The sequence below is a fragment of the Oerskovia paurometabola genome (assembly GCF_016907365.1).
GTDB lineage: Bacteria > Actinomycetota > Actinomycetes > Actinomycetales > Cellulomonadaceae > Oerskovia > Oerskovia paurometabola.
On record NZ_JAFBBV010000001.1, the window covers coordinates 3,002,599 to 3,014,837 of the forward strand.

13 protein-coding genes are annotated in these 12,239 nt (G+C 71.8%); all 13 read right to left on the bottom strand.

Going from position 1 to position 12,239, the window contains the following annotated elements; translation table 11 throughout:
- Positions 1-6: 6 nt before the first annotated feature.
- The gene (locus JOD48_RS13655; protein WP_204809543.1) at positions 7-819 is read right to left on the bottom strand and encodes a siderophore-interacting protein; all 813 of its coding nucleotides are present in this window, start codon (positions 817-819) and stop codon (positions 7-9) included.
- 117 nt (positions 820-936) lie between these two features.
- The gene (deoC, locus tag JOD48_RS13660) at positions 937-1,644 is read right to left on the bottom strand and encodes a deoxyribose-phosphate aldolase (RefSeq protein ID WP_191794385.1); all 708 of its coding nucleotides are present in this window, start codon (positions 1,642-1,644) and stop codon (positions 937-939) included.
- A complete protein-coding gene (locus tag JOD48_RS13665) occupies positions 1,641-2,756 on the bottom strand; it encodes an adenosine deaminase (protein ID WP_191788835.1) in 1,116 nt (371 codons plus the stop codon). The genes deoC and JOD48_RS13665 overlap by 4 nt, the downstream gene beginning before the upstream one ends.
- 100 nt (positions 2,757-2,856) lie before the next feature.
- Entirely contained in the window at positions 2,857-3,105 is a 249-nt protein-coding gene (locus JOD48_RS13670) for a hypothetical protein (protein WP_191788834.1), read from the bottom strand.
- A gap of 28 nt (positions 3,106-3,133) precedes the next feature.
- On the bottom strand, positions 3,134-4,186 hold the full coding sequence (locus JOD48_RS13675; protein ID WP_204809544.1) for a hypothetical protein: 1,053 nt from the start codon (positions 4,184-4,186) through the stop codon (positions 3,134-3,136).
- A gap of 43 nt (positions 4,187-4,229) precedes the next feature.
- Positions 4,230-4,544 carry a DUF202 domain-containing protein gene (locus JOD48_RS13680; protein ID WP_191788832.1) on the bottom strand — a complete coding sequence of 105 codons (315 nt, stop codon included), beginning with the start codon at positions 4,542-4,544 and terminating at the stop codon, positions 4,230-4,232.
- A complete protein-coding gene (locus tag JOD48_RS13685) occupies positions 4,541-4,978 on the bottom strand; it encodes a YidH family protein (protein ID WP_191788831.1) in 438 nt (145 codons plus the stop codon). The genes JOD48_RS13680 and JOD48_RS13685 overlap by 4 nt, the downstream gene beginning before the upstream one ends.
- Before the next feature lies 1 nt (position 4,979).
- Positions 4,980-6,326: a thymidine phosphorylase gene (locus JOD48_RS13690; RefSeq protein ID WP_204809545.1), complete on the bottom strand. Its 1,347-nt coding sequence runs from the start codon at positions 6,324-6,326 to the stop codon at positions 4,980-4,982.
- Positions 6,323-6,754 carry a cytidine deaminase gene (locus JOD48_RS13695; protein WP_307824154.1) on the bottom strand — a complete coding sequence of 144 codons (432 nt, stop codon included), beginning with the start codon at positions 6,752-6,754 and terminating at the stop codon, positions 6,323-6,325. The genes JOD48_RS13690 and JOD48_RS13695 overlap by 4 nt, the downstream gene beginning before the upstream one ends.
- A 4-nt stretch (positions 6,755-6,758) precedes the next feature.
- Positions 6,759-8,036 (bottom strand): ABC transporter permease, encoded by a 1,278-nt coding sequence (locus JOD48_RS13700; RefSeq protein ID WP_191788829.1) that lies wholly within the window; start codon positions 8,034-8,036, stop codon positions 6,759-6,761.
- Complete coding sequence (locus JOD48_RS13705; protein WP_191788828.1) at positions 8,033-9,301, bottom strand: ABC transporter permease; 1,269 nt, start codon at positions 9,299-9,301, stop codon at positions 8,033-8,035. The genes JOD48_RS13700 and JOD48_RS13705 overlap by 4 nt, the downstream gene beginning before the upstream one ends.
- Complete coding sequence (locus JOD48_RS13710; RefSeq protein WP_191788827.1) at positions 9,298-10,851, bottom strand: ABC transporter ATP-binding protein; 1,554 nt, start codon at positions 10,849-10,851, stop codon at positions 9,298-9,300. The genes JOD48_RS13705 and JOD48_RS13710 overlap by 4 nt, the downstream gene beginning before the upstream one ends.
- A 111-nt stretch (positions 10,852-10,962) precedes the next feature.
- Positions 10,963-12,054 carry a BMP family lipoprotein gene (locus JOD48_RS13715; protein ID WP_372440799.1) on the bottom strand — a complete coding sequence of 364 codons (1,092 nt, stop codon included), beginning with the start codon at positions 12,052-12,054 and terminating at the stop codon, positions 10,963-10,965.
- Positions 12,055-12,239: the final 185 nt, after the last annotated feature.

The following is a 12,239-nucleotide window of genomic DNA, read 5'->3' on the forward strand; positions in this document are numbered from 1 at the left end:
GAACCGTCAGGTGTGGAGCGCGGGCTCCTCGTCGAGCGCGACGGCGGCCTTCCAGTCGGCCTTCTCGGCGCGCCACCCCTCTTCGGTGCGCCCGCGACGCCAGTAGCCGGACGCGGAGAGCGCCGTGACGGGCACGCCGCGCTCGAGGCGCAGGTGGCGGCGCAGCGTGCGCACGAACCCGGCGTCGCCGTGCAGGAACACCTGGGGCTGCCCGGGCAGGAACGTGAGCGCCTCGACGGCCTCGACGAGGACCTCGCCGGGCGCTCGGTCCGGGTGGGCGTCCCGGTGGACCCAGCGCAGGTCGAGGTCCCCGGGCGACGTGAGGGTCTGCTCCTCCGCTGCCGAGGCGACCTCGACGACCGCGAGGACGGGTGCGCCGTCGGGCACGGCCTCGAGGGCCGCCGCGATGGCGGGCAGGGCGCTCTCGTCGCCCACGAGCAGGTGCCAGTCGTAGCCGCCCGACGGCGCGTAGTCGCCACCGGGGCCGTAGAAGGACATCGTGTCACCGGGCCGGGCGGCGGACGCCCAGGGGCCCGCGAGGCCCTCGTCGCCGTGCGCGACGAAGTCGATGGCCAGCTCGTGCGCCGCGGGGTCCCACGAGCGGATCGTGTAGGTGCGCATCGGGACGCGTCCCTCGGGGCCGGCCGCGGCCGGGAAGAGCAGCTTGACGTAGCGGTCGGTGTGCGGGCCGGGGTCGAAGCCGTCGAGCCCCTCTCCCCCGAGGACCACACGGATCATGTGCGGCGTGAGGCGCTCGGTGCGCACGACCACGGCGTGGGTCGCGACGCGCTCGGGCTTGCGGGGGGCAGGGTCGGTCATACGGTCCTCCAGGGTGCGCTCCGCCCGCGATGACGAAGTGAGGCTAGCCTAACCCCGGATGCACCGAGGGGTGACCGCCCGTCCAGGCTCGGCCACCCCTCGATCCGTGAGAACAGGTCAGTAACCCCCTGCGCCGCCCTCGGCCGGCTCGACCCCGTCGAAGCCTGCGAGCACCGCGGCGGTGCCCGACAGGCCCAGGCGCGTCGCACCGTGCTCGATCATGGCGAGCGCGTCGGCGAGCGTCCGCACGCCCCCCGAGGCCTTGACCCCGAGGCGTCCGCCGACCGTCTCGGCCATGATGGACACCGCGTGCGTCGAGGCGCCGCCGGCCGGGTGGAAGCCCGTGGAGGTCTTGACGAAGTCGGCACCGGCGGCCTCCGAGGCGCGGCACGCCTCGACGATCTCGTGGTCCGTCAGCGCGGCGGACTCGATGATGACCTTGAGGACCTTGGGGGCAGGGACTGCGGCTCGGACGGCCGCGATGTCGGACTGGACGTACGCCCAGTCGCCTGCCTTGGCCGCACCCAGGTCGATGACCATGTCGACCTCGTCCGCGCCGTCGGCGATCGAGCGGGCCGCCTCGGCGGCCTTGACCTCGCTGTGGTGCGTCCCGGACGGGAACCCGCACACGGTCGCGATCTTCAGGCCCTTGCCGTCGAGCGGCAGGACCGAGGGCGAGACGCACACCGAGTAGACGCCGAGCGCGACGCCCTCGTCGACGAGCGCCTCGAAGTCCGCGCGGGTGGCCTCGGGCTTGAGCAGGGTGTGGTCGACGAACTGCGCGAGGGCCGCGCGGTCCAGCGGGGACGTGCCGGGGGTGCTCACAGCTGTGCTCCTTGGATCTCCTGGTAACCGGGAAGGATGACGTCGTCGATGAGCGCGCGCCGCTCGTCGTGGTGGATGAAGGCGCTCCACGCGGCCGTGGCCGTGACGTCGTAGAGGTCCTCGAGCGTCCAGCCGGCCTGCTCGACGAGCAGCGTCATCTCGTGGGTCATGGACGTGCCCGACATGAGGCGGTTGTCCGTGTTGAGCGTGACCGCGAAGTCGAGCTCCTTGAGCCGCGTGATGGGGTGCGCCGCGATCGAGGTCGCCGCCGCACCGGTCTGCAGGTTCGAGACGGGGCACAGCTCGAGCGGGATCTGGTGGTCGCGGACCCAGTGGGCGAGCTGCCCCAGGGCCGCGGTGCCGTGGTGCTCGTCGAACGAGATGTCCTCGATGAGGCGCACACCGTGCCCGACGCGCGAGGCCTGGCCCAGGTGGACGGCCTCGGCGATCGACGAGACGCCCGAGGCCTCGCCCGCGTGGATCGTCACGGGGAAGTTCTGGTCCGCGAGGTACTGCCACACGCCCGGGAAGCGCGAGGGCGGGAAGCCGTCCTCGGCGCCCGCGATGTCGAACCCGACGACGCCGTTGCCCCGGTTGGCCACGGCGAGCTCGGCGATCTCCTGCCAGCGGTCGGCGTGCCGCATTGCGGTCACGAGCTGGCCGACACGGATCGTGCGACCCTGCGCCGCCACGAGGGCGACGCCCTCCTCGAGCCCGGCCTGGACCGCGTCGACCGTGTCCTGCAGGCTCAGGCCGGCGCGCAGGTGCTGCTCGGGGGCCCACCGCTGCTCGGCGTACACGACGCCGTCGGCGGCGAGGTCCAGGACGGACTCGCGCGCGACCCGCACGAGCGCGTCGCGCGTCTGCATCACGGCGATCGTGTGGTCGAAGGTCTCGAGGTAGCGCACGAGCGAGCCCGAGTCGGCCGACTCGACGAACCAGGCGCCCAGCGCGTCGGCGTCGGTCGCGGGCAGGTCGTGCCCGATCTCGGCGGCGAGCTCGATGATCGTCTGGGGCCGAAGCCCACCGTCGAGGTGGTCGTGCAGGACGACCTTGGGGAGCGCGGCGATCGCCGCGACGGTCTCGCTCACGGAGGAGGGTGTGGAGGTCATGGGCTCACGCTACCGGGCGCGGGGCGGGCGCACGCGACAACGGCCCGGTCCCAGGTCACGGGTGCATCACGGGTGCGTCACGCCGGGCTCCTGCCTGCCTTCACTCCCCGTCGGCGTCCGCGTCCTCGCCGAGGGGCACCACGGACGCCTGCTCGACGACGTCGGCCTCGTCCGCCGCGCCGTCGAGGTCGGGGCGCGGCGTCCGGGGGCTGTAGTCCTCCACGTCGTCCGTGTCGCCAGGGGCGTCCGGGGGCGTCAGCTCCTCCTCGACCAGGTTCTTCGGGGCGTCGTCGTCGGGCGTGACCAGGCCTGCGTCCCGCCAGGAATCGGTACCGGGGACCGTGCTCATGGTGAGCTCCTCTCGTCTCTCCCCATCGTCACCCGACGCGGCGCGACCCGCCAGCCCGTCCGGCGGGCAGGACGGCCCAGGTGACGTGCGACCACCCACCGAGCGCGCGTCGCACGCCCTTGCCGGGCTCGCCGTCCTCACCGACCCCCGCGAGCAGGTCCGCGACACGCAGCCGGTGCAGCGTCCCGGAGGACGGTTCGTAGACCGCGCACCAGCGTCCGCCGAACGCCGAGGCGGCGTCCTCCTGCGGGCCGCTCACGCCCGCGAGCAGCACGACGTGACGCGGCACGGCGGTCGACCACCCCGTCCCGACGTCCCCGCCCGTGTACAGCGGCACGGGCACGCCGGCGGCGGCCGAGCGCAGCGCGCTCGCGAGCACGGGGTCGCGCTCGCCGTCGCCGACGATCCGGTGGGCGTAGCGGACGTCGGCGTAGCGGGCGTCGCGCGCGGCGGTCCAGGGCGGCGTGCCGAGCGCCCCCGGCCAGGGCAGGGGGCCGAGCGCGGCGTGCGTCGTGCGGGCCTTCAGGACGCGCTGGAGCGCCGCGAACCGGCCCGACGACGTCTCGAGCTCTCTGGCGGTCGCGCCGCCCTGGCCCTCGCTCACCACGTGCGTCGACGCCCCCTGCGAGACGTCCGTGCCCGCGACGAGCCACAGCGCCACCACGGGGTCGCCCGCTGCTGCGAGGACCGCGAGCACCGCCGAGCCGCACGTCGTCTGGTCGACCTGGACCGCGCGGGCGCTGCCCAGCACGAGCGGCTCGCCGAAGCGGGCGTCGGGCCCTGCAGGGGGCGAGGCCGGTCCCCCCGCCACCTCCCCGTGCGCCGGGTCGGGCGCGGCCCGACGCAGCGGGTCGAGCACGTGCGCCCGCTCCCACGGGCGCAGCGTCCCGAGCGCGTCGACCAGGCGGTCGGCGACCTGCTCGGGGTGACCTGCGCGGCGGGCGAGCCGACGGACCGCGGGTGCGGCACCGTCGGGCCCGGGGGCGCCGTAGCGTCCCGACGGCGGCGCAGGCGGCAACGGCCCGCGCCCCGCTCCCAGAGCACGCAGGACCCGGGTCAGATGGAGGTCGGCGACGATCATGCCGACAGCCTGCCATCCCCTCCGGTCCACCGACGACCCGCTCTCACAGCAGGCTCACGACCGCGCTCGCCGCACCGAGGAACCCGAGGACGCCCACGAGCGTCGCGACCCGCACGAGGAATCCCCAGGAGCGCAACCGACCGTCCTTGGGCAGGCCGCCCGACGGAGGCCGCAGGACGGCGGGCACCAGGGTCGTGACCGCGAGGGCGCCCGCGAGCACGGACAGGACGGGCTGCCCCACCCGCAGGTTCACCGCGGCCAGCAGGACCGACCCGATCACGACGCCGAGGACCGTGCGCTGCCACGCGAGGGCGGTGCGCTCGGGCTGCAGGCCGGGGTCGCGGGCCGCGGAGGTCACGTCCGCCAGACCTCGGTGACCGCGTACCCGGCCACGAGCAGCGCGAGGACGAGCACGCCCGCGACGAGCACGGGCAGCCCCGTCGGCGCGGGCAGCGGTTCGCCGCGGCGCATGGCCCGTTCGTTGCGTCGCCACGCGAGCAGCGCATAGGCCGCGAAGCCCGCCCCCGCGAGGCATGCGACCGCCGCGATCACGTCGACGAAGCCCGACATGCTCGCGAGCGACGCGAACGACGTGAGCGCGACACCGCCCGCGACGAGACCGAGCCCCGTCCGCACCCAGGCCAGCGCGGTGCGCTCGTTGGCCAGGCTGAAGCGGATGTCGGGCTCCTCCCCCACGCCGTACACCGAGCGCGGGCGACGGTCGTCGGGCGGGGGCGCCCCCGGGCCACGCGTCGCCGCGTCGTCCGAGGGCTCCCCCGCCTGCGCCGTCATCTCAGCTCAGGCGGTCGAGGATCAGGGCCGGGGTCTCGACGACCGTGCCCGGGTCCGCGACGCCCCACGCCCCGTCGAGGGCCTCGACCGCGCGGTCGAAACGCTCGGGGGTGTCGGTGTGCAGGGTCAGCAGGTGCTGGCCCTTGGTCACGACGTCGCCCGGCTTGGCGTGGATCTCGACACCGGCCCCCGCCTGCACGGGGTCCTCCTTGCGGGCCCGGCCCGCCCCCAGGCGCCAGGCCGCGACCCCGACGCCGAACGCGTCGAGGTGCGAGAGCACGCCGTCGCGGTCCGCGACCACGTGCTCCTTCTCGCGTGCCACGGGCAGCGGCGCACGGGCGTCGCCGCCCTGCTCCGCGATCATCTCGCGCCACTTGTCCATGGCCCGGCCGTTGGACAGCGCGTGCCGGACCTCCTCCTCCGGGACGGGCTTGCCAGCGGCGGAGAGCATCTCGACCGCGAGCGCGACCGTGAGGTCCACGACGTCGCGCGGGCCACCGCCCGAGAGCACCTCGAGGGTCTCGCGGACCTCGAGCGCGTTGCCCGCCGTCAGGCCGAGCGGCGTCGACATGTCGGTCAGGAGCGCGACCGTGCGCACGCCCGCGTCGGTGCCCAGGTCCACCATGGTGCGCGCGAGCTCGCGCGCCTGGTCGAGATCCTTCATGAACGCCCCGGAACCCACCTTGACGTCCAGGACCAGCGCGCCCGTGCCCTCGGCGATCTTCTTGCTCATGATCGACGACGCGATGAGCGGGATCGCCTCGACCGTGGCCGTGACGTCGCGCAGCGCGTAGAGCTTGCGGTCCGCGGGCGCCAGCCCGGAGCCCGCCTGGCAGATGACCGCACCCACGTGCTCGAGCTGGTGCATCATCTGCTCGTTGGTCAGCGCAGCACGCCAGCCCGGGATCGACTCGAGCTTGTCGAGCGTGCCTCCCGTGTGCCCCAGGCCGCGCCCCGAGAGCTGCGGCACGGCCACGCCGAAGACCGCGACGAGCGGGGCGAGCGGCAGCGTGATCTTGTCGCCCACGCCACCGGTCGAGTGCTTGTCCGCGGTGGGCCGGGAGAGCTCCGAGAAGTTCATGCGCTCGCCCGAGGCGATCATCGCGGCCGTCCACCGGCCGATCTCCGTGCGGTCCATGCCGTTGAGCAGGATCGCCATGTTGAGGGCAGCCATCTGCTCCTCGGCCACGACGCCACGGGTGTAGGCGTCGATGACCCAGTCGATCTGCTCGGCGGACAGCCGGCCCTTGTCCCGCTTGGTGCGGATGACGTCGACCGCGTCGAACGACTCGGTCGCCTTGTCGGGCAGCGCGCCGGAGGCGCCCGCCGGGATGCTCTTCGTGCTCATGCTCGCTCCACCAGATCCTCGGGCCCGAAAGCGTCGGGCAGCACTTCGCTCATGGGCTTGATGCCACGGGTCGTCTCGACGAGCAGCGTGGGACCGCCGTGCTCCCACAGGAGCTGGCGGCACCGCCCGCACGGCATGAGCGTGTTGCCATGACCGTCGACGCACGCGAACGCCACCAGGCGACCGCCCCCGCTCCCGATCAGGTCGCTCACGAGCGAGCACTCGGCGCACAGCGTCACGCCGTACGCCGCGTTCTCGATGTTCGCGCCCGTCACCAGACGGCCGTCGTCGACGAACGCCGCCGCCCCGACCTTGAAGGACGAGTACGGCGCGTACGCCTTCTGCATGGCGACCCGTGCGGCGTCGCGCAGCGCCGGCCAGTCGAAGCGGTCGCCCGCGTCGACGGCCGCGCGGTTGCTCTCGCTCACGCCGTCACCCCTTCACGTAGGGCTGACCCGCCGCGGCGGGACCACGGACGCGGCCGACGAGACCCGCCACGGCGAAGATCGTGACGATGTACGGCAGCATCAGCATGAACTGGTTGGGGATCGGCGTCTCGAGGACACCGAGCACCTGCTGGAGCTTGTCGGCGAAGCCGAAGAGGAGAGCTGCGCCGAGCGCACCCCACGGGGTCCACCGACCCAGGATCATGGCGGCGAGCGCGATGTACCCCTTGCCGGCCGTCATCTCCTGGCCGAACGCCCCCACGGAGCCGATCGTGAAGAACGCGCCACCGAGCCCCGCGACCATGGACCCGAGCAGGACGTTGCGCCACCGCGTGCGGTTGACGTCGATGCCGACCGTGTCGGCCGCCTGCGGGTACTCGCCCACCGAACGGACACGCAGACCCCACTTGGTGCGGAACAGCGCGATGCTGATCACGATGACCGCGACGTAGAGCAGGTAGACGATGATCGACTGGCGGAACAGCACCGGTCCGACGATCGGGATCTCCGACAGCAGCGGGATCGGCAGCGTCGGCAGGCGCGGCGGGGTGTTGAGCGTGGCCGCGTCGTTCTTGAGCACCGAGCTGAACAGGAAGCTCGTCAGGCCCACGGCGAACACGTTGAGCACCACACCGACGATGATCTGGTTCACGTGGTACTTCACCGTGAACAGCGCGAGCATCGCGCCGATGAGCAGACCCGCGATCGGGGCGGCGACCAGCCCGATGTAGGCGTTGCCCACGACCGAGGCGAGCACCGCGGCGCCGAAGGCCCCCGTCAGGAGCTGACCCTCGATCGCGATGTTGACCACGCCCGCCCGCTCGTTGAGCAGGCCGCCGAGGGCGCCGAACGCGAGCGGGACCGCGAGGAGCAGCGACCCCTGGAGAAGGCTCACGATCGAGGTGCTCTTGTCCGCGACGGCCCACACGAGGAACGTCAGGACCCACAGGACACCGAAGACGGCGACCACCCACCGGCCGACCGGCTGGTCCGCGCGCACCCGGACGTACGCGTAGCCCGCGAGCAGGAGGCACAGGACCGAGAGCACGATCGCGGTCGCCCTGGTCGGGACGGCGACCGGGTCGAACTGGAGCAGGTCAGCCCCGGTCGAGATGCCGAACGTCGTGACCGACCCCGCCGGTCCGAGGAGACCGAACAGGACGAACGAGAGGAGCCCGAAGACGCCCAGGGTGATGGGGAGCTTCCAGCTGCGGGCCGCGGTGACGGTAGCGACCTGGGTAGCAGGTGCAGCCATGGCGGTCATGCGCTGACTCCCTTCATGACGACGGGGTTCGGGGCGGGCAGGCGGAAGATCGCCCGCACGAGCGGCGGCGCCGCGATGAAGAGGACGACGAGCGACTGGATGACCAGGACGATGTTGATCGAGGTCCCGGTCGAGGCCTCCATCGCGCGCCCGCCGACGTTGAGCCCGGCGTACAGGAGTCCGGCGAAGAAGATGCCCAGCGGCTTGGAACGCCCGAGGAGGGCGACGGTGATCGCGTCGAACCCGATCGAGCCCGCGATGCCGCCCGTGAGCGCCTTCTCGGTGCCGAGGATCTGCACGGCACCTGCGAGCCCGGCGAGGGCACCGGAGACGACCATGACGAGGACGAAGGACGACGCGACGCCCATGCCCGCGGTCCGGGCGGCCTGCTGGTTCGAGCCCACGGCCCGGAAGCGGAAGCCCCAGGTCGAGCGCGTCATGAGCCACCACACGAAGACCGCGGCAAGGATCGCGACCAGGAAGCCAGCGTTCAGGCGGAACTGGTCACCGAGGAGCAGCGGGAGCTGCGCGGTGTCCTTGACCCCGGGGCTCTTGGGCTGGTTCGACCCGGGCCGGGTGAAGGCGCTCGTCGTGAGGAACCACGCCACGAGGTAGAGCGCGACGTAGTTCAGCATGATCGTCACGATCACCTCGTGCGCACCGGTGCGTGCCTTGAGGAAGCCCGCGATGCCGGCCCAGAAGCCACCGGCGAGGATGCCGCCCAGCAGGGCGAGCAGCAGGTGCAGCACCGGCGGGAGGTTCCACGCGAAGCCGACGTAGCCGCCGATCGCGGCCCCCATGATGACCTGGCCCTGGGCGCCGATGTTGAACATCCCCGCGCGGAAGCCGACCGCCACGCCGAGCGCGGCGATGATCAGCGGGGTCGAGACCGTCATGGTCTCCGTGAGGGAACGGATGCCGCGCGCGAACGTCGGTGCGTCGTAGTTGTACACCGCTCCGCGGAACATGGCGGCGTAGGCCTCGCTCACGGCCGTCCAGGCCGCACCGAAGAAGTCGGCCGGCTTGGCGAAGAGGTAGCTCGCGGCCGCGGTCACGTCGGGGTCGGTGACGATGATCAGGAGCCCGCCGATGACCAGTGCGAGGACGAACGCCAGGACGGTCACGCCGAACGGTCCGGTCGTGATCTCGCGGAAGGTGGCGGTCCAGCGAGCGGACTCCGAGCCCTCGGGCTGAGGCTTTGCCGCGCCGGCCGGCTCGGGCGCCGGCTCTCCCGTCGGTGGCGGGGCGGGCTGCTGGTCGGTCACTGGGTTGCTCCCGTCGTGTCGGTCTGGTCGTGCACCTGTGCGATGGCCTCGTCGTGCGGGACCCCGGCCATCATGAGGCCGAGCACCTCGCGCGACGTCGTCGGCGGCACCACGCCGACGATCCCGCCCCGATACATCACGGCGATGCGGTCGGCGAGTTCGACGACCTCGTCGAGCTCGGTCGACACGATGATCACGGGCGTGCCGTTGTCGCGCTCCTGCACGATGCGACGGTGCAGGAACTCGATCGAGCCCACGTCGACGCCGCGTGTCGGCTGGCTCGCGATGAACAGCTTGAGCGGCCTCGAGAGCTCGCGCGCCAGCACGACCTTCTGCTGGTTGCCGCCCGAGAGCCGCCCCACCTCCTGGCCAGGGCCCTGGGTACGGATGTCGAACTCCGAGATGCGCTGCTCGGCGTTGCGGCGGATCGCCCCCAGGTCGAGGCCGATGCCCTTGGCGTAGGGACGCTTGTCGTAGAGGTCGAGCACGAGGTTCTCGGCGACCGAGAAGTCGAGCACGAGCCCGTCGACCTTGCGGTCCTCGGGGACGAAGCCGATCCCGGCGTCGAGCGCCGCGTCGGGCGTCAGTCCCCGCAGCTCCTGCCCGTGCAGGGAGATCGACCCCTCGGCCGAGGGCAGGAGCCCGAGGATGGCCTCGGTGAGCTCGGTCTGCCCGTTGCCCTGCACGCCTGCGACGGCGAGGATCTCGCCCTGCGCGACGGAGAACGACACGTGGTCCACGACCGCCTGCCCGTTCGGCGCGAGGACCGTGAGGTCGGTGACGACGAACGTCTCCTCGCCGGGCTGCGCGGGCGCCTTGTCGAGACCGAGGGAGACCGCGCGTCCCACCATGAGGGAGGCGAGCTCGCTCTCGGAGGCGGTCGGCTCGGCGGTCCCGACGACGGCGCCCCGGCGGATGACCGTGATGACGTCGGCGACGGCCTTGACCTCGCGCAGCTTGTGCGTGATGAACACGATCGAGGTGCCGGACTCGCGGAGCTGGCGCATGATCTCGATCAGCTCGTCGGTCTCCTGCGGCGTGAGCACCGCGGTGGGCTCGTCGAGGATGAGCACCTTCGCCTCACGAGCGAGAGCCTTGACGATCTCGACGCGCTGCTGGACGCCGACGGGGAGGTCCTCGACGACGGCGTCCGGGTCGAGCCCGAACCCGAACCGCGCGGACAGCTCGCGCACGCGCTTGCGGGCCGCGTCCAGGTCGAGCAGTCCCCCGGCCTTGGTGTCCTCGTGGCCCAGCATGACGTTCTCGGCGACGGTGAAGACCGGCACGAGCATGAAGTGCTGGTGCACCATGCCGATCCCGGCGGCCAGGGCGTCTCCCGGTCCACGGAAGGCGCGCTCGACGTCGTCGAGCAGGATCTTGCCCGAGTCGGCCTGGTAGAGGCCGAACAGCACGTTCATCAACGTGCTCTTGCCCGCGCCGTTCTCCCCGAGCAGGGCGTGGATCTGCCCCGGTTCGATGACGAGGTCGATGTGGTCGTTGGCGACGAGCGGTCCGAACGACTTGGTGATTCCGCGGAGCTCCAGCTTCACGTACGGTCTCCTTCGATGCACAGGCAGCCTTGCCTGCGACGTTAGCCCAAGACTGGTCGAGCCGGCCCGGCGAGGTGCCGGGCCGGCTCGACCACGATGTACTGCGTCAGGTCACGGCGAGCTCGGGGACTCCACGACGATCGTGCCGTCGATGATGTCCTTGCGGAGCTGGTCGATCTCGTCCTTGAGCTCCTGAGGAACCTTCGAGTCGAAGTCGTGGTACGGCGCGATGTCCACGCCGCCGTTCTCGAGCGTGCCCACGTAGGGCTCGTTCGAGAACTCGTCCTCGGAGGCCGCCGTGATGACGTCCTCGACGCCCGCACCGATCTCCTTGAGCACGGAGGTCAGGATGAGGTCGCCGCTGTCGGGGTTGGTCTCGAAGCCGTCGGCGTCGACCCAGATGACCGACACGTCGGTCGCGTCCTTGGCGGCGGCGAGCGTGCCGACGCCGACCGGACCGGCGACGGGCATGATGATGTCCGCCCCCTGGTCGATGAAGGTCTGGGTCAGCTGCTGGCCCTGGGACTGGTCCTCGAAGCCACCGGCGAACGAGCCGTCCTGGGTGTCCTTGTTCCAGCCGAGCGTCTTGACGTCGGTGCCGTGCGTCTCGTTGTAGTTCGCGACGCCGTCGACGAAGCCGTCCATGAAGATCGTCACGGACGGGATCTCCAGGCCACCGTAGGTCGCGACGGTGCCGGTCTTGCTCATGCCCGCGGCGAGGTAGCCCGCGAGGAACGAGGCCTGGGCGGTGTCGAAGCTGATCGGCTTGACGTTGTCGAGCTCGATCGTGTTGCCGTCAGCGTCTTGTGCCGTCGAGTCGACGATCGCGAAGTCGACGTCCGGGTTGGCCTGGGCGGCGTCGCCCGTTGCCGTCGCGAGGAGGAAGCCGACCGTCACGATGACGTTGCAGTTCTCGGAGATCAGGTTGTCGATGTTCGGAGCGAAGTTCGACTCCTCCTTCGACTCGGCGGTGGCGGTCTGGATGCCCAGGCTCTTCTCGGCAGCCTTGAGGCCGTTGTAGCCCGACTCGTTGAAGGACTTGTCGTCGAAGCCTCCGGCGTCGGACACCATGCACGCCTTGAAGCTCGACTCCGAGCCCCCGGCCGTGCCCGACGCGCTGCCCTCGTCGGGTGCGCTCCCACATGCAGCCAGCGCCAGCGCGGCGACGGCCGCGAGCGCTGTCATCTGCGTTGCTCTCTTCACCATGAGCTCCGTTCGATCTCGTCGATGGCCCCCGGGAGAAAACCGGGACCTGCCCGCGCGACGTTGCACGGGTAGGTCACGGGGTCCGTCGGCCTGTATTGATCGAACACTAGCCACGTCGAGGGACGTCGGACGTTACTTGCGGGTAACGCGGACGCTTCGTTATGGAAGCGTCATCTGACGTC